Below are 21,967 nucleotides of genomic sequence, written 5' to 3'. Positions count from 1 at the left end.
ACCTGTTCCCGCAAACGGGCGCGGGCGGCAAACGTTCCGGGTCAGGCCGCCGCGTCGCGTGCTCCCTCGGAGAGGAAAGTAAAGACATAATCCGAGAAGGAACGCCAGCACTCGACCCGGAAAGCGTCTTGCGCCGTGCGCAGCAGAACGATCTCGGCCTTGCCGAGAATGGTACGCGAGGCGGCACCCACCGGGAAGGCTTCGAGCGACAGATCCTGCGGGCAGCCCGAATTGATTGCCGCGGCCGCGGCCGGACCGGCGACCGATATCGCAACGTTGCGATGCGAGATGCCGACAGCGGAATGCAAGGCGGAAATCTTTGCACAATCGGCGAGCGGGTCTTTGCCGGCCTCGTCGATGATCATCCATTCATCCGGCCCAAGCCACAGCGCGGTGCGCCCGCCTTTCGACACGGACGTCTTCGGCTTTTTCGGCATGGTCACGCCGAGCGCCTTCGACAAGGCGGCAAGCGACGCCTCCGGAGCGCGCAGCGAGATCCGTTCGGCCGGCGGCAGCACCTCTACCTTGACGCCGGCGGCGGAGATAGCGCGCCCGGCCAGCGCCGGACGGCGCTCGGCCGCCGGCGATGCGGCCGAAGCCGTCTTTTTCGCGACTGCCTTAGCCATTGAGGCGGCCTCCCGTTTCGTCGAAGAACACCATGCCGGAAACCTCCACTTCGATCGTCCCGCCAGGCATCGGCACGTAGAGCGTGTCGCCCGTGCGTGCGCGACCGCCGGCGACCAGCGCCAGAGCGATCGAGCGGCCGCAATTCTGCGACCAATAGCTCGACGTGACATGGCCGATCATCTTCATCGGGATCGCCTGCCTGGGATCCTCCACGATCTGCGCGCCTTCCTCCAGCACCACCTTGGGATCCTTGGTCTTGAGGCCGACCAGTTGCTTGCGGCCCTTGGCGACCAGGTCAGGCCGCGTCAGGCCGCGAATGCCGACGAAATCGGCCTTCTTCTTGCCGACGGCCCAGTCGAGGCCGGCATCATTGGGCGTCACCGTGCCGTCGGTGTCCTGGCCGACGATGATGTAGCCCTTCTCGGCGCGCAGCACGTGCATCGCCTCGGTGCCGTAGGCGGTGGCGCCATGCTTCTGGCCCTCGGCCCACAGCGCTTCCCAGACGGCCTGGCCGTAATCGGCCGGCACATTGACCTCGAAGCCGCGCTCGCCGGTGAACGACATGCGGAACAGCCTTGTCGGCACGCCGCAGATCTTGCCCTCGCGCACCGACATGTGCGGCAGCGCCTCATCCGACATGTCGATGCCTTCGACCAGCGGCGCGATGATGTCGCGAGACTTCGGCCCCTGCACGGCGATGACAGCCCATTGCTCGGTGATCGAGGTCAGCCAGACATTGAGATGCGGGAACTCGGTCTGGAGATAGTCCTCCATGTGGTTCATGACGCGCGGCGCGCCGCCGGTCGTCGTCGTCACATGGAACCGGTCGGGCGCCAGCCTGCCGACGACGCCGTCATCATAGATGAAGCCATCCTCGCGCAGCATGATGCCGTAGCGGCAGCGGCCGGGCTCCAGCTTTTCCCACGGATTGGTGTAGAGCAGTTCCATGAACTTGGCCGCATCGGGACCGACCACCTCGATCTTGCCGAGCGTCGAGGCGTCGAACAGGCCAGCCGTGTTTCGAACCGCGACGCACTCGCGGTCGACCGCCGCATGCATGTCCTCGCCACCCCTGGGGAAATACCAGGCGCGCTTCCACTGCCCGACATCCTCGAACACGGCGCCTTGGGCTTCAGCCCAGGGATGGATCGCCGTCTTGCGCGTCGGATCGAACAGCGGACCGCGCGCATGGCTGACGATGGCGCCGAAGGTCACCGGCGTATAGGGGGCGCGGAACGTGGTGAGGCCCACCTCGGGGATTGGCTTGCCAAGCGTCTCGGCGGCAATCGCCAGGCCGTGCATGTTCGAGGTCTTGCCCTGGTCGGTCGCCATGCCGTTGGTGGTGAAGCGCTTGACGTGCTCGATCGAGCGCATGCCCTCATGCACCGCCTGGCGGATGTCCTTGGCGGTGACGTCGTTCTGGAAATCGACGAAGGCCTTCACCGTCGTATCCGGACCGGCGCCGGGGGCGGCGCCCAGCATGCCACGCGACCAGCTTTCCGAGGCGTCGACTTTTGGCCTTGTACCCTTGGCAGTCTTTGCGCCGGCGTCCCTTGCCGCCTTGGCCCCTGCCGCATAGGCCTCGTCGAGGGTCGCCGACAGGCCGTCCGTGCCGTTGCAGGCGCCGACAGAGACGCAGTCCTGCGCGTAGGTGCCGGGCACGAAGCGCTTGGTTTCGTCGTTGAAGGCGACCTTGCCGCGCGACTGCGAGAACAGGTGCACCGACGGCGTCCAGCCGGCCGACATCAGGATCGCATCGACCGCAATGGTGCGCTCGCCGCCACCATTCTTCGGCTGCACCGTCATCGACGAGACGCGCAGCTTGCCTCCGGCGCGGATCACCGCGCGGCCGAAATTGATCTCGATGCCGAGCATCCTTGCTTCATCGATCACCGGCCCTGTCGGATTGTCGCGCAGATCGACGATAGCCGCGATGTTGACGCCGGCCTTCTTCAGGTCGATCGCCGCCGCGTAAGCGGAATCATTGGCGGTGTAGACGCCGACGTTTTTTCCGACCGCGACGCCATGGTGATTGAGATAGGTGCGCGCGGCCGAGGCCAGCATGATGCCCGGCCGGTCGTTGTTGGCGAACACCATATGGCGCTCGATGGCCCCGGAAGCCAGCACCACGCGCCTGGCGCGTACTTGCCACAGCCGCTCGCGCGGCAGGTCGTGGCCGGGATTTTGCAGATGGTCGCTGACCCGTTCGACCAGGCCGACGAAGTTCTGTGCGTAATAGCCGAACGCGGTCGTGCGCGACAGCACGCGGACATTGTCCATGCCTTTCAGCCTGGCGATCGCCGCCTGCGCCCAGGCAAAGCCGCCCTGGCCGTCGATCTTCGCGCCGCTCTCGAAGCGCAGGCTGCCGCCGAATTCGGCCTGCTCATCGGCCAGAATGACACGCACGCCGGTTTCAGCCGCTGCCAATGCCGCCGCGATGCCGGCCCCGCCGCCGCCCAGCACCAGCACGTCGCAATGAGCGTAGCGCGACGAGTAATGGTCGGGATCCGGCCTGTCGGGGGACACGCCAAGCCCGGCGGCTTCGCGGATCTTGGGTTCGTAGAGGCTCTTCCAGGCCGCCTTCGGCCACATGAAGGTCTTGTAGTAAAAGCCGGCCGAAAACAGCGGCGACGCCAGATCGTTGACCGCGCTGACGTCGAAGGACAGCGACGGCCAGCGGTTCTGCGAGTTGGCGGCGAGCCCGTCATAGAGCTCCTGCACGGTCGCGCGAACATTCGGCGTTTTGCGCGCGTCGTCGCGCACGATCTGCACCAGCGCGTTGGGCTCCTCCGCGCCGGCCGACAGCACGCCCCGCGGCCGGTGATATTTGAACGAGCGGCCTACCAGGTGCACGCCGTTGGCCAGCAGCGCCGAAGCCAGCGTATCGCCCTCGATGCCGGTATAGGACTGGCCGTCGAAGCTGAAGCGGGCGGTCTTGGCCTGGCTCAGGCGGCCGGCGCTCGGTATGCGGAACGCGCCGCTCATTTGGCAACCACTTCGCTGGAGTTTTTGGGCAGCTTGGAAGGCTTCGGCTCGCCGGCCTTGTAGGTCATGACGAACTTGTCGGTGACGGTGTCGCGCACGGCGTTGAAGAAGCGCGCACAGCCATGCATGTGTCGCCAGCGCTCATAGATGATGCCTTTGGGATTCGAGCGGATGAAGAAGAATTTTTCGAAATCCTCGTCGCTCTCGCCTGACATGTTGGCCGAGCGCGCGATATGCGCCTCGCCGGCGTTGCGGAACTCAAGTTCCGGACGCTCTTCCTCGCAATAGGGGCAGCGGATGAGAAGCATGTTTTCGTTCCTACAGCTCAGTCATCGTCAATGCGCCACCGCCGCCGCCGCCGCCTCGTCGATCAACCGGCCGGTGCGGAACCGCTCGATGGTGAAGGGCGCGTTGATCGGATGCGGATCGTCCCTGGCGATGGTGTGGGCAAAGACATGGCCGGAGCCGGGTGTCGCCTTGAAGCCGCCCGTGCCCCAGCCGCAATTGACGTAGAGGCCGGGCACCGGCGTCTTGGCCAGGATCGGCGAGCGGTCGGGCGTGACGTCGACGATGCCGCCCCAGGAGCGCAGCATCTTCATGCGCGTGAAGATCGGGAACATCTCGCAGATTGCGTCCAGCGTATGCTGTAATATGTGCAGGCCGCCGGTCTGCGAGTAGGAGACGTACTGGTCGGTGCCGGCGCCGATCACCAGTTCGCCCTTGTCGGACTGCGAGATATAGGCATGCACCGTGTTCGACATCACCACGCAGGGAACGACAGGCTTGACCGGCTCCGACACCAGCGCCTGCAGCGGATAGCTTTCCAGCGGCATGCGCACGCCGGCCATGTTCATAATGACCGAGGAATGGCCGGCCGCGACCACGCCGACCTTCTTGGCGCCGATGAAGCCGCGCGTCGTCTCGACACCGGTGACCGCGCCATTGGCCGCCCGCTTGACGCCGGTGACCTCGCAATTCTGGATGATGTGCACGCCCCGCGCCGAGGCGCCGCGCGCATACCCCCAGGCGACCGCGTCATGGCGCGCCGTGCCGCCGCGCCGCTGCAAGGCGGCACCGACGACCGGGTAGCGCGCATCCCTGGAAATATTGAGCGGCGGGCAGAATTCCTTCGCCTGCTCGGGTGTGAGCCATTCATTGTCGATGCCGTTCAGCCGGTTGGCGTGGACATGGCGCTTCAGCACCTGGATGTCGTGCACATTGTGCGCCAGCATCATGACGCCGCGTGCCGAATACATGACGTTGTAATTGAGCTCCTGGCTGAGCCCGTCCCACAATTTCAGCGCATGGTCGTAGATGCCGGCGCTCTCGTCATAGAGATAGTTGGAGCGGATGATGGTGGTGTTGCGGCCGGTATTGCCGCCACCGAGCCAGCCCTTCTCCAGCACCGCGACATTGGTGATGCCGTGCACGGTGGCGAGATAGTAGGCGGTAGCCAGGCCATGGCCGCCGGCGCCCACGATGACGACGTCGTATTCCTTCCTCGGCTCCGGCGAGGACCATTGCTCCTCCCAGCCCTTGTGGCCGCGCATGGCCTCACGCGCGATGGCGAATACAGAGTATTTCTTCACGTTCCAGCCTCGCGCCAAAGTCTCGCGGATTTGCGGCCGGGCTAGCAATTTCCCCCGGCGCGCGAGGTGTATCACTAGCGAAACAGCGCTGCCACCCTTGCGCTGTTTGCGACGGCTCTTGCCGTTTTGCGCCGCAACCGGCCGCGGCGTGCGAGGCCAGGGAAAATCGGCGGGTTCGCAGCTTTCGGGTGGCTGCGGCCATGCTCATTTGCGACGACGCATCCGACCGCCGGCAAGGCCGGCTTAGCGGAAGGATGACAGAAACATGCTCGCACTCGCCAACAAGATCGCCATCGTCACTGGCGCCAGTTCCGGCATCGGCCGCGCCACTGCAAAGCTCTTTGCCGAGGAAGGAGCCAAGGTCGTCGCCGCCGCGCGCCGCCAGGCCGAGCTCGATAGGCTTGTCGAGGAGATCGTGGAAACCGGCGGCACTGCGATCGCTCTTGCCGGCGACGTCAGGGACGAAGCCTATGCGAAGGCGCTGGTCGATCTCGCGACCGGTAGCTTCGGTGGTCTCGACATTGCATTCAACAATGCCGGCGCTGTCGGCATGATGGCGCCGCTGCCGGACCTGCCGCCGGCGTCGTGGCATGACACGATGGATACCAATCTGACCAGCGCCTATCTGGCCGCCAGGCATCAGATACCGGCGATGCTGGAGCGTGGCGGCGGATCGCTGGTCTTCACCTCCAGCTTCGTCGGCTATACCGCCGGCATGCCAGGCATGGCGGCCTACGCCGCGGCCAAGGCCGGCCTGATCGGCCTGACGCAAGTGCTGGCCGCCGAGTACGGGCCGAAGGGGTTGCGCGTCAACGCACTGCTGCCAGGCGGCACAGACACGCCCGGCGCGACCACAACCACGCCCGAGGCCCGCACGTTCGTCGAAGGCATCCATGCCTTGAAGCGGATGGCCCGGCCGGAAGAGATCGCCCGCTCGGCGCTTTATCTTGCCTCCGAGGCGTCGAGCTTCACCACGGAACCGCACTGTTCGCCGACGGCGGCGTGTCGATCAACCGGACGTGAGCGGTTTCGGCGCCGGCATGCGGATCAACGCGGGCCGCGATGTCGCAATCCGGGCTTGCATTTGGGCTCGAATTGACGATTCCGTTCTCTCCTTGGAAACGGGCCGGAACCATGCTGCTGATCAAAACCTATGTCGCCCAAAGCGCAATCGAGGGCGTCGGCGTGTTCGCCGCCGAGCCGATCAGGAAAGGCGCCTCGATCTGGCGGCTCGACCCGGATTTCGACCGGCTGATCCCGCTGGAAAAATACCAGGCGGCACCCTCGCATCTCAGGGAACTGCTCGACCGCTACGCCTATCCCAGCCCCGACCGGCCCGGCTTCATGGTCTATGAGGTCGACAATGGCCGCTTCATGAACCATTCGGCGACGCCGAACACGGACTTTTCGCAATATGGCGGGGCAACCGCGACCCGCGACATAGCGGCCGGCGAAGAGATAACCTGCGACTATGGCGAATTCTTCGAGGATTTTGAGCGGTTGCATCTGGCCACCGCGTAGTTGGCTGCCTATCTTGCGAGCGCCCGCTGGGCGAATTGGCCGCCTCCGTTCATTTCGGCTGTGGACAGCGCGGCGTGATTCTGCTATCAGCCGCCACAATTCGTGGTGTAAATCGCCGCGGAGGCTAGTGGCTATGGCCGCTTGCCTGTTGATATCAAACCCGAAAGACAGGATTGCCCGTGCAGGTACTCGTCCGCGACAACAATGTTGATCAGGCGCTTCGCGCTCTCAAGAAGAAGATGCAGCGCGAAGGCATCTTCCGCGAAATGAAGATGCGCGGTCACTACGAGAAGCCTTCCGAGAAGCGCGCCCGTGAAAAGGCCGAAGCCGTTCGCCGCGCCCGCAAGTTGGCCCGCAAGCGCGCACAGCGCGAAGGCCTGCTGCCGATGACGCCGCGTCCGGTGGCTGCCGGCGGTGCCGCCGGTGCAGCGCGTCCGCCGCGCTGATTAACGCCTATATTTCGTCCTTTTCGAAGGATACCAGGGGTGGCGCGATGCGGAATCGCCGCCACCTTTTTATTTTGATGTGACCCGGCCCGGAGGGGGGATCCGGACCTGAATGACGCGGCAAGTGAGGACAGGGCAGACATGAACGCAATCAGCGTGGAGAGCAAAACCACATTTCGTGGCTTTGCCCTGGCGACAGCCCTGCTTTCCGGATTGATGCTTGCCGGCTGCCAGACCTCGGGCCCGACCGGCGAGTTCAACAACATCGACAAGGCGCAAGGGTCGAGCGAGAACATCTCATCGCTGTCGGCGGTGATTCAGCGCAATCCGCAGGATCCTGAAGGCTACAATGTGCGCGGCTCGGCCTATGGCCGGGGCGGCCAGTACCAGGCGGCGCTCAAGGATTTCAACCAGGCCATCCAGCTTAACCCGAATTTCTACCAGGCCTATTCGAACCGTGCGCTCATCCAGCGCTTCCTCGGCAATCAGGAAGCAGCGCTGGCGGACTACAACCGCTCGATCCAGATCAACGGCAACTACGATGCCGCCTATATCGGCCGCGGCAATCTCTACCGGAAGGCCGGCCGCACCCAGGAAGCCTTCAACGATTTCCAGAAGGCGATCCAGCTCGACACGACCGATGCCCGCGCCTATCACAATCGGGGCCTGATCTATCAGAGCCAGGGCCAGCACAAATTCGCTATCGAGGATTTCTCGACCGCCATCTCGCTGGCCCCGGACGCCGCCGAGCCGTATAATGGCCGCGGCCTTTCCTACCTCGCCACCAATGACGAGGACAATGCCTTCTCCGATTTCAACATGGCCATCAAGCTCGACGGCAAGAACGCCGAGGCCTGGTCCAACCAGGCGCTGATCTACGAGCGGCGCGGCGACAAGGCCAAGGCGGCCAAGTCCTACCGCGAAGCCGTTCGGCTCGATCCCACCTACCAGCCGGCCAAGGATGGCCTCGCCCGCGTCAGCTGACATCAGGCAAGGCCGGCCAAGCCCACACGCGTCGGATGCGTGTCCGAAAGGACACGTATCGCCGCAGATCGCCATCAATCCGGTAACCGCGCGCTGACCCCGCTGCAAGCCGTGATCGCCTGCCTTGTTCGCGCCAAGGTTTCAGCGGAACGGTCTGGCCACCCAGCCGTTACTTTGAAGCGTTTTGCGAAAGGACCTCCCATGACCAAGAAACTCGTCTGCGCCGCTGCGCTCGCCACGACCATGTTCGCTGTTGCACCGGCAAGCGCCGGCAGATTGCAGCTCGGCACGCTCGACTGCACCATCGACGGCGGCACCGGCTACATCGTGACATCCAACAAGGGCGTGTCCTGTGTCTTCCGCCCCTATCATCACGGTCCGGCCGAGATTTACACCGGCGTCATCTCCAAGCTCGGCGTCGATGTTGGCAAGACGCACCAGGGCCAACTCGCCTGGGCCGTGTTTGCCGCGACCCGTGACCGCGACGCGGGCGACCTTGCCGGCAGCTATTACGGCGTCAATGCCGAGGCGAGCGTCGTGACCGGCGGCGGCGCCAATCTGCTGGTCGGCGGCTTCGACAGCGCCTTCATGCTGGAGCCGCTCAGCGTCCAGGCGCAGACCGGCGTCAACCTGGCCGTTGCCGTGACCTCGCTTGAGCTGATCCACTCTCTCAAGTAACGGCACGTTGATCTTCTCGGCACGGACGGCAACCGCGCGATGATCAAAATAGCGCGCGGTGGACTTGGTTCCGCCGCGCGCTTTGCATTTGCGAACTGCTGTGACCAGGCCAAGCTAGCAGATCGAAATTATTGCCGATGGAAGACTTGCTCGTTCTGTGCTACCAACCGGAAATGTTGCTGGCTCTGCGCGAAAATGCGCGCGAGCTCCGGCAGATGTAAAGACATCGTCGAATGCAATTTTGTTGCAGCTGCCGGAGGCCGTGATGGATTTCATCGAGCAGTTATTCGGATTTTCGCCCGATGGCGGGTCGGGATCCTTCGAACTTCTTCTGATACTCGCACCATTCTTGATTGCCGCTGTCTGGTTTTTCATGCGTCGACAGCGACGTTGACGAAATGGCCGCGGACTGGCCATGAACCCGCTCCCCAAAGTACTGGATTTCCTGAACGCGCTCGCCGACGCGTTCACCGAGTGGCCATCGAACCTGCGCCAGATCGCTGCCCGGATCTGCGCCCTCGCCAGATTGCTCTGCGAAAGAATGAAGCTCCCCGATCGGTTGGACCGAAGCGGGCCGCAACGTTGCGTCAAGATCAGCGACCCCGCCTATAAACGCCCGGATCCCCTGATCTACGCGCAGTATTATTTGATGGGCCAGGGCCTCGCCGTCACATGGGACAACCCCGACATCGAGATCCGAAGCGGCGGCAATCCTGTCGCACCACATATGCTGGCGCCCGACACCGAATATGAAATCGTCGCCCGTATCTGGAACAACTCGACCGAGGCCCCGGTCGTCGATCTGCCGGTGAAATTCTCCTATCTGAGTTTCGGCATCGGCACGGTGTCGCATTGGATCGATGAGACCAGGACCGATCTCGGCGTCAAGGGCGGGGCCAACCATCCGGCTTTCGCGTCGGTCAAATGGCGAACTCCGGCAGCGCCTGGTCACTATTGCATCCAGGTCCTGCTCGACTGGCTCGACGATGCGAACCCGAACAACAACCTAGGCCAGGACAACACCACCGTCGGTGTCGCCCATTCGCCCGCAAGATTTGAATTTCGCCTGCGCAATGGCGAGCGGGAGAGGATGGGATTTCGTCTCGAGGCCGATGCCTATTCCCTTCCTGAATTGCCGGTCTGTGAGCCGCGCCCTCGCCCGAGGCCGCGTCGCCGGCCCTTGCGCACCTTCCCCGGCACCATCGCGGCAGTGCCTGTCGGCCACACCCGTCAATCGCATCCTTTGCCCGCCGGCTGGCTTGTCACGTTCGAGCCCGCACAAGCGGACCTTGCCCCGGGTGAGGAAATCCCCGTCACTGTCAATATTGAACCGCCAGCCGGTTTCACCGGCCGTAAGGCAATCAACGTTCATGCTTTCTCGGCCCGCGGCCTCGCCGGCGGCGTGACGCTCTATGTCGAGCGATAGGGGGTCGCCATGGCTTATCGGCACTACACCAAATGCGTATCGGTCGGAAATCACCACGGCAAACAATACGGGCAGATGATCATTGCGGCGGCCGTGGTCGCTTTGCCGCTCATCCTTGTGGGCGCCCTTCCCGGACCGGCCGCCATGCTGGTGGCGCTTGCGGCCATATTGGCCTATTGCCGCTGGTGGCTGTACGACCGGCTGATCTGTCTCGGTGGCGACGAATGCGCGGTGGGCTGGCTGCTCAAGGTCGATCCGCCGGAGGAGAAGTCGGGACTGGACCGGTTCGACACCGACTACAGTCTCAATCTGGTGCCGGGCAATGTCGTCGAATTCACCAACCAGGCAACGGCCGAAAAGATAGCGCCGTTTGGACGCCTGATCGCCAACACGCCTGCGATCCAGGGCGCGGGCCTCGACTGGAAAGGTCAGGAAGCGCGCCAATGGGCCAATGACGACCCGACCGCGGTGCTGCATTGCGAGTTCGAAGGCGCTGGCGTCTACGACCTCATGATAGCCTGCCTTGCGGCAATTCCAGTCGCCACGGCCGCCGCGGTTGCTTGCGCCATTCCCTTCTTCGGCTGGATCGCCTGCGCGGTCCTGTCGCTCATCGCGGCGGTCATCGTCATCATAGGCGGCATAGTCGGCCTGCTCGACACAGCCAATCCGACGGATCTCGACGAGAATCTCGGCGATCTTCACGTCAACGATCCGACGCGCCGCGGCGCGGACATCCTGTTCGTCAAGGGAACGTGGGTCTACGATTCGGCACATGACGGCTGGAACGAAATCCATCCCATCAAGCACTGTCAGAAGATCGGCACCTGGAACAGCAGCTGGAACGAATCCCCGGTTCCCGACGGCAGCCCCGCGCGCTGGTGTGAAGCCGTTGAGACGGCAGGATCGCCATTGACCGTCGCATCCCAGCAGGAGCCTCAGAACCAGTGGACGATACATCCCGCCATAGACGGTTGCCGGCCAAAGCCCGACGATCACCGACCGGACCCCGTGCACTGACCTGGCATCCTTCGCTCGCGAAGCAGTGTCATCTGCTCCTCAAAGATGGCTGCAGCGAATGCACGAGGGGCCCATGACACGCAAAATGATCCTTGCTGCCATCGTTGCCATTGCCAGCCCCGCCTTGGCCCAGGCACAGGACCAGGGCATCGAGCTCGGCACACTTGAATGCGCCATATCGGGCGGCACCGGCTTCATCTTCGGCTCGAGCAAGGATCTGAGCTGCACCTTCACCCCTGCCGACAAGACTTTCGCGCCGGAAGCTTATTTCGGTGCCGTCAACAAATACGGCCTCGACATCGGCACGACCAAGCAGGCGGTGATGCGATGGCTGGTGCTGACGCCGCTGAAGAACATCTACGCGCCGGGCGCATTGGCCGGCGACTAAGTCGGCGCCAGCGCCGAGGTGACGGCAACCGTCGGCGCCGGGGCCAATCTGCTGGTTGGCGGCTCCTCGCAGTCCTTCACCTTGCAGCCGCTCAGCCTGCAGACCCAGACCGGCATCAATTTCGCCATCGGTGTCAGCCAGTTCCAGCTGCGCAGCACGGAGAACTGATTGGCCGGCGATGCCGGCCGGCCAGGGATGCGGGCATCCACGAACATGTCCAAAAAATCGCTTGAGCTCAAGCTTGGTTGAGGTTCTACAAACCCATCCGACCATGGTCCTGCCGGACCCCCGAGCCGGCTCCTGGCGCCATGCGTTTGCATCGGGATATGAAATTCGAGGGACCGAAGTGACCGACATCAGCACAAACAGGGTCGACTGGCGCGCATTGTGGGCGAGCGGCGACCTCGCGCGCTTCTGCTTCATCAGCCTCGGCATCCTGCTGCACGCCACCAACGAGACGATGGTGGCGACCGTCATGCCCGCCATGATCGGCGAACTGGCGGGCGTGCAGCTCGTCGGCTGGTCGCTGGCGATCTATGAACTGGGCGCCATCGTCGCCGGTGCCGCGGCCGGACGGCTGGTCAGCTATGTGGCGCTGCGCACCAACATGGTGGTCGCGGCGCTGCTTTACGCGGCCGGCGCGCTGATCTGCGCCACCGCGCCCTCGATGCAATTGTTCCTGGCCGGGCGCCTGATCGAGGGCCTGGGCGGCGGCGCGCTGGTGTCGCTGGCTTTTGTCTCGGTGGAGCGCCTGTTTCCGCGGGCCATCTGGCCGCAGCTTTTCGGTATCATGTCGGCGATCTGGGGCGTCGCCGCCTTCAGCGGGCCGATGCTTGGCGCGATCATGACAGAGCTTCTGTCATGGCGCTGGGCGTTCGGCATCTTCGTGTTCGGCGGTGCGGCGATGGCGCTGGCGAGCTTCGTCGTGCTCGACACGCCGGAAGCGACGAGGCCTAGTGCCGGCGCGGGCAAGGCACCACCCTTCCCGCTCATAGCGCTTGGCTGCCTTGCCGTCGCCGTCGTGCTGATCGCCTCGGCGGGCGTCGACATCGCCCTTCTGCGCTCATCGCTGCTGATGGTGCTCGGCCTGGTCGGCCTTGTGTTGTTTTTCCGTATCGATGCGCTGAAGCCGAAATCTCGGCTTTTCCCCTCGCAGCTGTTCTCGTGGCGCACGCCGGTCGGCAGCGGCATGACCATGGTCGCCGCCTTCTCGGTGGCGACCTGTTCCTTTGCCATTTACGGCCCGCTGCTTCTGACCACGCTGCACCACGTTCCGCTCCTGACCACCGGCTACATCATCGCCGCCGAATCGATCGCCTGGTCGATCCTGTCGATCCTTGTCGCCAACGCGCCACAGGAGCGTGAGAGATTGATCATCGTCATCGGCGCCCTGATGATCGCCACCGGCCTGGCTGGTTTCGCCTACACCATCCCGGCAGGCTCGATCCCGCTGATCCTGGTATGCGCCCTTTTGCAGGGTGGCGGCTTCGGCGTTGCCTGGCCGTTCCTGACGCGCGTCATCGTGGCCTCCGCGCCGGAAGATGAGCAGACCATCGCCTCGGCCGCGGTGCCGACCATGCAGCGCATCGGCTATGCGGTGGGTGCCGCCCTTGCCGGCATCGTCGCCAATGCCAGCGGCTTCTCGCAAGGCCTGAACCGGGACGCGGCGGCTGATGTGGCAACCTGGCTGTTTCTCGCCTTCGTGCCGCTCGGCATCATTGGCTGCGTCGCCGCCCTGCGCACATCGACGACCGCGAACCGGCTGCCGGAAGCTGTCGGCTAATCAGGCCAGGCAACGCTCATTCGACCTCGCGCAGGCGGTAGCCGACGCCGGTCTCGGTGGTGATGTAGCGCGGCTGGTCCGGCGTCTTCTCGATCTTCTGCCGCAACTGCCGGACATAGACCCGCAGATACTGCACGTCGGTCGAATCGTTCCACACCTGCTTCAGCAGGAACTGGTGCGTGAGAACCTTGCCCGCATACTGCACGAGAATGCGCAGAATGTCGTATTCCTTGGGCGACAGCTTTACCTCCTTGCCCCCGACCTTGACGATGCGCTTGACCAGATCGACGGAAAGATCTCCGGTTTGGAATACAGGCCTCTCGCCCTGCTGCTGGAACTTGTGCCGCAGTGCCACACGGATGCGCGCCACCAGCTCGTTCATTCCGAACGGCTTGGTGATGTAGTCGTCGGCGCCGAGTTCGAGCGCGTCGACGATGCCGGCCTCGTCGGCGCGGCTGGAGAGAATGACCACCGGGATATCGAGGCCGTCGTCGCGCCATTTGCGCAGCAGTTCATGGCCGCTCATGCCGGGCAGGCCAAGGTCGAGCAGCACGAGATCCGATTTTTCCTGCACCATCAGCTCGATAGCCGCCTTGGCGTTCGGCGCCTCGCTGACCGCGTAGCCCTGGCTGGCGAGGCCGACCCGGAGCAACTTGCGGATCGGCGGCTCGTCATCGACGACCAATATCCTGACGTTCGAATTGGTCATCGAGGCTGATCCGCGCTGGAGCCGATGCGATTGCCGATGTTGGGCAACTCCGCCGGCACCGGCATCCTGATGGTGAAGGCAGCACCCGAACGGTCGGTCCGGTTGGCGGCCGAGATCGTGCCGCCCATCGCCTCGATGAAGCCGCGGCAGATCGACAGGCCGAGCCCGGTGCCGGCGCGCACCTGGTCGCCCTTGCGCACCCGGTAGAAAGTATCGAACACGCGCTCAAGATCCTGCGGAGGGATGCCCAATCCCTCATCCATGATCTGAAGCACGACGGAGCCGATGTCGGTCCAGCCCTGCAGGCGGATCGTCGAGCCGGGCGGCGAATATTTCGACGCATTGTCGAGCAGATTGAACAGGACCTGCTCGAACAGCACAGGGTCGAGCTTCAGCATCGGCAGGTCGGGCGGAATATCGACCTCGATCTTGTGCTCGCTGGTGATCTTGCGGGCGCGATCGAGCGCGGTGCCGACGGCGTCGCCGACATAATGCAGCGCATAATTGGGCTCCATCGCACCGGATTCGATCTTGGTCATGTCGAGCAGATTGGCGATGAAGCGGTTCAGCCGCTCCGCTTCGTCGACCACCGTCGACAACAGCTCCGTCCGGTCCTGCTCGGGCAGATCAGGCGCGAACTCCCTGAGAGTGCCGGCCGCGCCCATGATGGCGGCGAGCGGCGTCTTCAGATCATGGGAGATGGAGGTCAGCAACGCCGAGCGCAGCCTGTCGGCTTCGGCCGCGAGCTTGGCACGGTCGACATCGGCGACGAGCTGGATGCGCTCGATGGCGACCGCTGCCTGGTCGGCCAGCGCGTCGAGCAGCCGCTGCTGCTCGGGCGTCAGCAGCGGACCTTGCTTGTCGTTGTCGAGGCCGACCACGCCGACCGCCGTGCGTCCGGTGCGCAGCGGCAGATAGAGCCGCTTCGCACCGGGCAGCGTATCGGCGCCGCGGCCGGCGGCGCGATCGTGCTCCCAGGCCCAGCGGGCGGCGGCGATATCGGCCTCGGCCAGCGTATCGTCGGGCGGATAGCCCGCCTTGACGGTGATGGCGCCGTTTTCGGGCAAAAGCAGTACGACCCGCAATTTCAGCATCGAGGCGATCTGGAAGGCCGTGACCCACAGAACGTCGTCGAGCGTGCCGGCGCCGGCAAGCTTCTTGGAAAACAGGTAGATATCTTCCGTGGCCCGCGCCCGTGAGCGGGCGGCGGCAGCCTGGCGCTGCACGCGCGCCGTCAGGTTGCTGGCGATGACGGCAACGACGAGGAAGACGGCAAACGCAACGATGCTCTCGGGATCCCTGATCGTCAGCGTGTAGCGCGGCTCGAGGAAGAAGTAGTTGAAGGCAAGGGCGCTCAGGAAACAGGCGTACAAGGCCGGCCACAGTCCGAACGTCACCGCCGATGTCAGCACCGCCAGCAGCAGCACGATCGCCAGATTGCGCACGTCGAGGAACTGATCCAGAACCGTGCCGACGGCCAGCGAGCCCGCGACATAGGCCGTGGCGAACAGATATGGCCATATCTGGAATGGCCGCTGCTCGGCCGCCGTCCTGACCTTTCTCGATGCTGCGTCGGTATCGCGCTCGGTTCCCGAGATGACATGGACGCTGATGTCGCCGGCATTGCGGATCAGATCATAGGTGAGCGAGCCCTCGATCAATTCCCGCCAGCGCGACCGGGTCGGCCTGCCGACCACGATATGGGTGAAATTGTTCGCCGTCGCATAGCGCACGATGTCCTGCGCGACGTTCTGGCCCGGAATGGTCGTCACCTCGGCGCCGAGTTGCTCGGCGAGGCGCAGATGGTTCGCCAGCCTGCCCTTCTCTTCTTCCGACATGGCGGCCGAACGAGGCGTGTCGACATGAAGCGCCGTCCATGGCGCGCGGAGCCGGTCGGCCAGCCTGCGCGCATAGCGCACGCGCGCCGCCCCGCCCGGACGCGCGTCGAGGCAAACGAGCACCCTTTCCCCCGCCGCCCATGGGCCCTGGATGGCATGGGACTGCATGTGGTTGAGCAGTTGTTCGTCGACACGCTGGGCGGTGCGGCGCAGCGCCAGTTCGCGCAGCGCCGTCAGATTGCCCGGCGAGAAATAGTTCTCGATGGCGCGCTGGGCGGTGTTGGGGAAATAGACCTTGCCTTCCTCCAGCCGCTTGATCAGGTCGTCGGGCGTCAGATCGATGATTTCGACGTCGTCGGCCTGGTCGATGATGGAATCGGGAACCGTCTCGCGCACCCTGACCCGCGTGATCTGGGCGACGACGTCGTTCAGGCTTTCGACATGCTGGATGTTGAGCGTCGTGTAGACGTCGATGCCGCGCGCCAGGATTTCCTGCACGTCGAGATAGCGCTTGGGGTGACGGCTGCCGGGCGCGTTTGTGTGGGCGAGTTCGTCGACCAGGACCAGTGCCGGGCGGCGTGCCAGGATGGCGTCTATGTCCATCTCGTCGAGGGTGCGTCCCTTGTATTCGACCGGGCGGCGCGGAATGACCTCGTAGCCCTCGACGAGGGCCAGGGTTTCCTTGCGGCCGTGCGTCTCGACCACGCCGATCACCACGTCGATGCCGTCGGCCAGCCTGGCGCGTCCCGACATCAGCATTTCATAGGTTTTGCCGACGCCGGGTGCCGCGCCCAGAAAGATGCGCAGACGCCCGCGGCCCTCGCGCTCGGCATGCTCGAGCAGCGCGTCGGGGGAAGGTCTGTTTTCGACGTTGCTTCTCTCGTCCGGCATCGGCATCCAGTTTGAACGGCGCCGGGGACGGTGTCGATCCCCGGCGCTGTTCTTCATTGCTTGGCTGTGTCGTCCAATGCGAGGTTAAGGACCAGCACATTGACCACCGGCTCGCCCAGCACGCTGAGCTCCCGGTCCTCGACATGGCTGTCGACGAGCGCCTTGACCTTGGCTTCATCGATGCCCCTTGCCTCGGCGACACGGGGAACCTGGAAATAAGCGTCGTCGGGGCTGATGTCAGGATCGAGCCCACTGCCCGATGTCGTGACGAGGCCCATTGGAACCGGCGCATCGGGGTTTTCGGCCTTCAGCTTCGCCGCGTCGCCCTTGATGCGCTCGATCAGCTTGGGGTTGGACGGACCCAGATTCGAGCCGCTGGAGGCGCCGGCGTCGTAGCCATTGCCGGCGGCCGATGGCCGGCCGTGGAAATAGCGTTCGCTGGCGAAGGCCTGGCCGATCAGTTCGGAACCGACCACCTTGCCGTCCTTCTCGATCAGGCTGCCATTGGCCTGTTTCGGGAACAGCGCCTGGGCGATGCCGGTCATGCCGAGGGGATAGATGAGCCCGGTCAGCACGGTGAAGAAGACTATCATGGCGATCGCGGGTCTGATTTGCTTGAGCATCGGAGTGATCCCTTATGCAAGGCCGAGGGCCGTGACGGCCATGTCGATAATCTTGATGCCGGCGAACGGCACGATGATGCCGCCGAGGCCGTAGACGAGCAGGTTGCGGCTGAGCAGCGCCCCGGCGCCGATTGCCCGGTATTTGACGCCGCGCAGCGACAGCGGGATCAGCGCGATGATGATCAGCGCGTTGAAGATGATGGCCGACAGGATGGCGCTCTGCGGCGTCGCCAGATGCATGATGTTGAGCGCCTGCAGCGGACCTGTGGTGTGGCCGGGTGCGACGTAGAACACGGCGAACATGGCCGGGATGATGGCGAAGTACTTGGCCACGTCATTGGCGATGGAGAAGGTGGTCAGCGAACCGCGCGTCATCAGCAGCGCCTTGCCGATCTCGACGATCTCGATCAGCTTGGTCGGATCGGAGTCCAAGTCCACCATGTTGCCTGCTTCCCGCGCGGCCACCGTGCCGGTGTTCATGGCGACGCCGACGTCGGCCTGGGCAAGGGCCGGCGCGTCGTTGGTGCCGTCGCCGCACATGGCGACCAGCTTGCCCTTGGCCTGCTCGTCGCGGATCAGTTTCAGCTTGTCCTCCGGCGTCGCCTGGGCAAGGAAGTCGTCGACGCCGGCTTCGGCCGCGATGGCCGCCGCCGTCATCGGATTGTCCCCTGTGATCATCACCGTGCGTATGCCCATGCTGCGCAGCTCGGCGAAGCGTTCGCGGATGCCGCCCTTGACGATGTCCTTGAGGTGCACGATGCCGAGCAGGCGTCCGTCGCGCTCGACCGCAAGCGGCGTGCCGCCCGATTTGGCGACCTCGTCGGCGATCGCCTGGAGATCCCTGATCGTATCGCTGTTCGGGCGCGTTGCGTGGCTGGCGACGGTCGACTGGTTGACATGGGCGAGCACGGAATCGACCGCGCCCTTGCGCACGGAGGAGCCGTCTATGTCGACGCCGCTCATCCGGGTCTGCGCGGTGAAGGGCACGAAGGTGGCGTGCAGTGTCGCCATGTCGCGGGCGCGGATGGCGTATTTCTCCTTGGCCAGCACGACGATCGAGCGGCCTTCCGGCGTTTCGTCGGCGAGCGAGGCAAGCTGTGCCGCATCGGCCAGTTCCTGCTCGGTGACGCCCTTCACCGGGCGGAATTCGGTCGCCTGGCGGTTGCCGAGCGTGATCGTGCCGGTCTTGTCGAGCAAAAGCGTGTCGACGTCGCCGGCCGCCTCCACGGCGCGGCCGGACATGGCGAGCACATTGAAGCGCACCAGACGGTCCATGCCGGCGATGCCGATGGCCGACAAAAGCGCGCCGATAGTGGTCGGGATCAAGGTCACGAACAAAGCGACGAGCACCGTGACCGGGATATAGCCCCCCGAATAGGAAGCGAAGCTCGGGATGGTAGCGGTGGCCAGCACGAAGATCAGCGTCATGCCGACCAGCAGGATGTTGAGCGCGATCTCATTCGGGGTCTTCTGGCGCTCGGCGCCCTCGACCAGCGAGATCATGCGGTCGAGAAAGGTGTGGCCGGCGGCGGCGGTGATGCGCACGCGGATCCAGTCGGAGAGCACCTGCGTGCCGCCGGTGACCGCGGAGCGGTCGCCGCCGGATTCGCGAATGACAGGCGCCGATTCGCCCGTGATCGCCGCCTCGTTGACCGAAGCCACGCCTTCGATCACCTCGCCGTCGGAGGGGATGATGTCGCCGGCCTCGACCAGCACGGCGTCGCCCACCTTCAGGCTGGTGCCGGGCACCAGCTTGAATTTCGTCCGGTCCTCGCCGGTCAGGAGCTTGGCCTGGGTCTCGGTGCGCGCCTTGCGCAGCGAATCGGCCTGCGCCTTGCCGCGGCCTTCGGCGACGGCTTCGGCGAAGTTGGCAAACAGCACGGTGAACCACAGCCAGATGATGATCTGGATGGTGAAGCCGAGGTTGCCGCGCCCGCTGGCGAGGTCCTTGACGAAAAGCACTGATGTCAGCGCCGAGACGACGGCAACGACGAACATCACCGGGTTCCTGGCCAATGTGCGTGGGTTCAGCTTTTTGAAGGCGCCGCCGATGGCGGGCCACAGGATGCCGGCATCCATGATGCTGGCTGATTTCGACTGGCTCATTTTGAAGCTCCAGCTTCGGTGTTGTTGGACGGCACCGAGCGGTCGGATGCCGAAAGAAGATGCGGAAGCCCGTAGGCCAGCAACCACAGAACGATCATGACGGCGGCGATGCCGAGGAATGTCGACATGGTGGGGAAAGGAGGAGGCCGTTCCTCCTTTCCGTTGTCGGCGGGATGGCGATCGTTGCGATGCCTGTTGTTGAACCAGGACATTTCCGTTTCAGCCAAGACAATTCCGTCTCAGAATGTCTGCCCGTGGATGGCGGCCAGATGCTCGACGATCGGCCCGACGGCGAGCGCCGGGAAGAAGGTCAGGCCGCCGACGATGACGATGACGCCGACCAGCAGCCCGACGAACAGCGGGCCGTCGGTCGGGAACGTGCCGGCCGAGGCGGGCACGGTCTTCTTCGCCGCCAGCGAGCCGGCGATGGCGAGCGCCGGGATGATGACGAGGAAGCGTCCCATGAGCATGCCGAGGCCCAGCGTGATGTTGTACCAGGGCGTGTTGCCGGTGAGGCCGCCGAAGGCCGAGCCGTTGTTCGCCGCCGCCGACGTATAGGCGTAGAGGATCTCGGAGAAGCCATGCGGCCCGCCATTGGCGATCGATGCCACGGCGCTCGGCAGGACCACCGCGATGGCCGTGAAGACCAGCATCGCCAGCGGCAGGCACAGGATCGCCAGCATCGCCATCTTGACCTCTTTGGCCTCGATCTTCTTGCCGAGACATTCGGGCGTGCGCCCGACCATCAGGCCGGCGACGAAGACGGCGATGAGGATGAACATCAGCATTCCGTAGAAGCCGGCGCCGACGCCGCCGACGATGACTTCGCCGAGCTGCATGTTGATGAGCGGGATCATGCCGCCGAGCGCGGTGAAACTGTCATGCATGGCGTTGACCGCGCCGCAGGAAGCCGCCGTGGTGATGACCGCGAACAGCGCCGAAAGCGCGATGCCGAAGCGGGTTTCCTTGCCTTCCATGTTGCCGCCGTCGATGCCCAGCGCATGGACCAGCGGATTGCCCGCGGCTTCCGCCCAATAGCAGACCGCGACCCCGGCGATGAACAGCGCGCCCATAGCGGCCAGGATCGCCCAGCCCTGGCGCTGGTTGCCGACCATGCGGCCGAAGACGTTGGTGAGCGCCGCGCCGATGGCGAAGATCGACAGCATCTGGATCAGGTTGGAGATGGCGTCCGGATTCTCGAAGGGATGCGCGGCATTGGCGTTGAAGAAGCCGCCGCCATTGGTGCCGAGCATCTTGATGGCGATCTGCGAGGCGACCGGCCCGACGGCGATGGTCTGCTGCGCGCCTTCGAGCGTGGTGGCGCCGACATAGGCTCCCAGCGTCTGCGGCATTCCGAGCCAGACATAGACCAGGGTGAGCACGACGCAGAGCGGCAAAAGCACGTAGAGCGTGGCACGGGTCATATCGACCCAGAAATTCCCGATCGACTTGCCGGAGGCGCGGGCAAAGCCGCGGATCAGCGCCATGGCGATGGCGATGCCGGTGGCCGCCGACAGGAAGTTCTGCACTGTGAGGCCGGCCATCTGCACGAGATAGGACATCGTGCTCTCGCCGCCGTAGTTCTGCCAGTTGGTGTTGGTCATGAAGCTGGCCGCGGTGTTGAAGGCGAGCCCCGGTTCGACCGCGCTCATGCCGGCCGGGTTGTAGGGCAGGCCGCCTTGCAGGCGCTGGAGGAAATAGAGCGCCAGGAAACCGGCAAGGTTGAACAACAGCATGGCGGCGGCATAGCCCGTCCAGTGCTGCTCCTGGTCGCCGGTTCCGGCCAGGCGATAAAGGCCCCGCTCGACGGGGCCGAGCACCAGCGAGAGCAAGCTGCGGTCGCCGGTGAAGACGCGATGCATGTAGCCGCCCAGCGGCTTCACGAGCAAAACCAGGATCCCGCAATAGAGGAGGATCTGTATCCATCCGTTGATAGTCATGATTTGGCTTTCCGTGCGCCGGTCAGAAGCGTTCCGGGCGGATCAGTGCGTATGTCAGGTAGGCGAGCAGGAACAACGTCACGCCACCACCGAGGATGTAATCGACAAGCATGTCCCGATCCTTCCGCTCAAATTCTGTCGCAGGCTTTGACGTAAGCGAAGGACAGGGCAAAAAACAAAACCGCTATCCCGAGAACAACGATGTCCATTGTGCTTGTTCCTTGCTTTCACTTTTCCACTTTGCGCCCGCTCGAAGCAGCTCGGCGATTACATGAAAACGCCCCGCCCACTTGGATTGGTGGCGGCGTCTGACGTTTTTCTCAAAGCGGAATATGGTCCCGATCGCCATAAAGGTTCGAGACGGGGCAAAGCGGAAAGAAATAGGAATCTTATAAAGATTTTCGGCGGAATGAGTT

18 protein-coding genes and 2 pseudogenes are annotated in these 21,967 nt (G+C 64.3%); 9 read left to right on the top strand and 11 right to left on the bottom strand.

Features of this window, described 5'->3' with window-relative positions:
• Nucleotides 1-41: 41 nt before the first annotated feature.
• From FJ972_RS08720 to FJ972_RS08705, 4 genes are read right to left on the bottom strand one after another with little or no spacing between them, the layout of a single operon-like run.
• A complete protein-coding gene (locus tag FJ972_RS08720) occupies nucleotides 42-626 on the bottom strand; it encodes a sarcosine oxidase subunit gamma (protein ID WP_140522448.1) in 585 nt (194 codons plus the stop codon).
• A complete protein-coding gene (locus FJ972_RS08715) occupies nucleotides 619-3,612 on the bottom strand; it encodes a sarcosine oxidase subunit alpha (protein ID WP_140522450.1) in 2,994 nt (997 codons plus the stop codon). The genes FJ972_RS08720 and FJ972_RS08715 overlap by 8 nt, the downstream gene beginning before the upstream one ends.
• Nucleotides 3,609-3,920 carry a sarcosine oxidase subunit delta gene (locus tag FJ972_RS08710; RefSeq protein WP_140496330.1) on the bottom strand — a complete coding sequence of 104 codons (312 nt, stop codon included), beginning with the start codon at nucleotides 3,918-3,920 and terminating at the stop codon, nucleotides 3,609-3,611. Before FJ972_RS08710 ends, FJ972_RS08715 begins: the two co-directional genes overlap by 4 nt.
• A gap of 27 nt (nucleotides 3,921-3,947) precedes the next feature.
• A complete protein-coding gene (locus tag FJ972_RS08705; protein ID WP_140496331.1) occupies nucleotides 3,948-5,201 on the bottom strand; it encodes a sarcosine oxidase subunit beta in 1,254 nt (417 codons plus the stop codon).
• Between the two features lie 265 nt (nucleotides 5,202-5,466).
• Between FJ972_RS08705 and FJ972_RS08700 the strand changes: the two are divergent.
• The 9 genes and pseudogenes from FJ972_RS08700 (at nucleotide 5,467) to FJ972_RS08660 (ending at nucleotide 13,444) form a co-directional block, all read left to right on the top strand.
• Nucleotides 5,467-6,224: pseudogene (locus FJ972_RS08700) on the top strand (SDR family oxidoreductase).
• Between the two features lie 111 nt (nucleotides 6,225-6,335).
• Entirely contained in the window at nucleotides 6,336-6,722 is a 387-nt protein-coding gene (locus tag FJ972_RS08695) for an SET domain-containing protein (protein WP_140513719.1), read from the top strand.
• A 179-nt stretch (nucleotides 6,723-6,901) separates the two neighbouring features.
• A complete protein-coding gene (rpsU, locus tag FJ972_RS08690; RefSeq protein WP_010911429.1) occupies nucleotides 6,902-7,168 on the top strand; it encodes a 30S ribosomal protein S21 in 267 nt (88 codons plus the stop codon).
• A gap of 141 nt (nucleotides 7,169-7,309) precedes the next feature.
• Nucleotides 7,310-8,152 (top strand): tetratricopeptide repeat protein, encoded by an 843-nt coding sequence (locus tag FJ972_RS08685; protein WP_140496334.1) that lies wholly within the window; start codon nucleotides 7,310-7,312, stop codon nucleotides 8,150-8,152.
• Nucleotides 8,153-8,353: 201 nt separating this feature from the next.
• Nucleotides 8,354-8,830: a DUF992 domain-containing protein gene (locus FJ972_RS08680; RefSeq protein ID WP_140522452.1), complete on the top strand. Its 477-nt coding sequence runs from the start codon at nucleotides 8,354-8,356 to the stop codon at nucleotides 8,828-8,830.
• A 415-nt stretch (nucleotides 8,831-9,245) separates the two neighbouring features.
• Nucleotides 9,246-10,256 (top strand): hypothetical protein, encoded by a 1,011-nt coding sequence (locus FJ972_RS08675; RefSeq protein ID WP_140522454.1) that lies wholly within the window; start codon nucleotides 9,246-9,248, stop codon nucleotides 10,254-10,256.
• 9 nt (nucleotides 10,257-10,265) lie between these two features.
• Nucleotides 10,266-11,273 (top strand): hypothetical protein, encoded by a 1,008-nt coding sequence (locus tag FJ972_RS08670; RefSeq protein WP_140522456.1) that lies wholly within the window; start codon nucleotides 10,266-10,268, stop codon nucleotides 11,271-11,273.
• 73 nt (nucleotides 11,274-11,346) lie between these two features.
• A pseudogene (locus tag FJ972_RS08665) lies at nucleotides 11,347-11,829 on the top strand (DUF992 domain-containing protein).
• A 178-nt stretch (nucleotides 11,830-12,007) separates the two neighbouring features.
• A complete protein-coding gene (locus FJ972_RS08660) occupies nucleotides 12,008-13,444 on the top strand; it encodes an MFS transporter (protein ID WP_140522458.1) in 1,437 nt (478 codons plus the stop codon).
• Nucleotides 13,445-13,460: 16 nt separating this feature from the next.
• Here FJ972_RS08660 and FJ972_RS08655 read toward each other — a convergent pair whose 3' ends face one another.
• Genes FJ972_RS08655 through kdpF form a run of 7 tightly spaced genes read right to left on the bottom strand, consistent with a single transcriptional unit; the run spans nucleotide 13,461 to nucleotide 21,663 of the window.
• Nucleotides 13,461-14,153: a response regulator transcription factor gene (locus FJ972_RS08655; RefSeq protein ID WP_140522460.1), complete on the bottom strand. Its 693-nt coding sequence runs from the start codon at nucleotides 14,151-14,153 to the stop codon at nucleotides 13,461-13,463.
• Nucleotides 14,150-16,882, bottom strand: a complete 2,733-nt coding sequence (locus FJ972_RS08650) for a sensor histidine kinase (protein ID WP_140522462.1) — start codon at nucleotides 16,880-16,882, stop codon at nucleotides 14,150-14,152. The genes FJ972_RS08655 and FJ972_RS08650 overlap by 4 nt, the downstream gene beginning before the upstream one ends.
• 53 nt (nucleotides 16,883-16,935) lie before the next feature.
• A complete protein-coding gene (kdpC, locus tag FJ972_RS08645; RefSeq protein WP_140522464.1) occupies nucleotides 16,936-17,505 on the bottom strand; it encodes a potassium-transporting ATPase subunit KdpC in 570 nt (189 codons plus the stop codon).
• Between the two features lie 12 nt (nucleotides 17,506-17,517).
• Entirely contained in the window at nucleotides 17,518-19,611 is a 2,094-nt protein-coding gene (kdpB, locus tag FJ972_RS08640; protein ID WP_140522466.1) for a potassium-transporting ATPase subunit KdpB, read from the bottom strand.
• A complete protein-coding gene (locus FJ972_RS08635; RefSeq protein ID WP_224518924.1) occupies nucleotides 19,608-19,838 on the bottom strand; it encodes a hypothetical protein in 231 nt (76 codons plus the stop codon). The genes kdpB and FJ972_RS08635 overlap by 4 nt, the downstream gene beginning before the upstream one ends.
• A 12-nt stretch (nucleotides 19,839-19,850) precedes the next feature.
• Entirely contained in the window at nucleotides 19,851-21,551 is a 1,701-nt protein-coding gene (gene kdpA / locus FJ972_RS08630) for a potassium-transporting ATPase subunit KdpA (RefSeq protein ID WP_140522468.1), read from the bottom strand.
• Nucleotides 21,552-21,573: 22 nt separating this feature from the next.
• Nucleotides 21,574-21,663 carry a K(+)-transporting ATPase subunit F gene (gene kdpF, locus FJ972_RS08625; RefSeq protein ID WP_015315765.1) on the bottom strand — a complete coding sequence of 30 codons (90 nt, stop codon included), beginning with the start codon at nucleotides 21,661-21,663 and terminating at the stop codon, nucleotides 21,574-21,576.
• Between the last annotated feature and the right edge of the window lie 304 nt (nucleotides 21,664-21,967).

The organism is Mesorhizobium sp. B2-1-1 (genome assembly GCF_006442975.2).
Lineage (GTDB): Bacteria > Pseudomonadota > Alphaproteobacteria > Rhizobiales > Rhizobiaceae > Mesorhizobium.
The sequence above is the reverse complement of the archived record's forward strand: the minus strand, read 5'-3'. Positions and strand labels throughout refer to the sequence as shown.

Excerpts from the sequence above, each read along its gene's own strand:
- FJ972_RS08720 (WP_140522448.1), bottom strand. The coding sequence starts at position 626 with ATGGCTAAGGCAGTCGCGAAAAAGACGGCTTCGGCCGCATCGCCGGCG.
- FJ972_RS08715 (WP_140522450.1), bottom strand. The coding sequence starts at position 3,612 with ATGAGCGGCGCGTTCCGCATACCGAGCGCCGGCCGCCTGAGCCAGGCC.
- FJ972_RS08710 (WP_140496330.1), bottom strand. The coding sequence starts at position 3,920 with ATGCTTCTCATCCGCTGCCCCTATTGCGAGGAAGAGCGTCCGGAACTT.
- FJ972_RS08695 (WP_140513719.1), top strand. The coding sequence starts at position 6,336 with ATGCTGCTGATCAAAACCTATGTCGCCCAAAGCGCAATCGAGGGCGTC.
- FJ972_RS08685 (WP_140496334.1), top strand. The coding sequence starts at position 7,310 with ATGAACGCAATCAGCGTGGAGAGCAAAACCACATTTCGTGGCTTTGCC.
- FJ972_RS08680 (WP_140522452.1), top strand. The coding sequence starts at position 8,354 with ATGACCAAGAAACTCGTCTGCGCCGCTGCGCTCGCCACGACCATGTTC.
- FJ972_RS08675 (WP_140522454.1), top strand. The coding sequence starts at position 9,246 with ATGAACCCGCTCCCCAAAGTACTGGATTTCCTGAACGCGCTCGCCGAC.
- FJ972_RS08670 (WP_140522456.1), top strand. The coding sequence starts at position 10,266 with ATGGCTTATCGGCACTACACCAAATGCGTATCGGTCGGAAATCACCAC.
- FJ972_RS08655 (WP_140522460.1), bottom strand. The coding sequence starts at position 14,153 with ATGACCAATTCGAACGTCAGGATATTGGTCGTCGATGACGAGCCGCCG.
- FJ972_RS08650 (WP_140522462.1), bottom strand. The coding sequence starts at position 16,882 with ATGCCGGACGAGAGAAGCAACGTCGAAAACAGACCTTCCCCCGACGCG.
- kdpC (WP_140522464.1), bottom strand. The coding sequence starts at position 17,505 with ATGCTCAAGCAAATCAGACCCGCGATCGCCATGATAGTCTTCTTCACC.
- kdpB (WP_140522466.1), bottom strand. The coding sequence starts at position 19,611 with ATGAGCCAGTCGAAATCAGCCAGCATCATGGATGCCGGCATCCTGTGG.
- kdpA (WP_140522468.1), bottom strand. The coding sequence starts at position 21,551 with ATGACTATCAACGGATGGATACAGATCCTCCTCTATTGCGGGATCCTG.
- kdpF (WP_015315765.1), bottom strand. The coding sequence starts at position 21,663 with ATGCTTGTCGATTACATCCTCGGTGGTGGCGTGACGTTGTTCCTGCTC.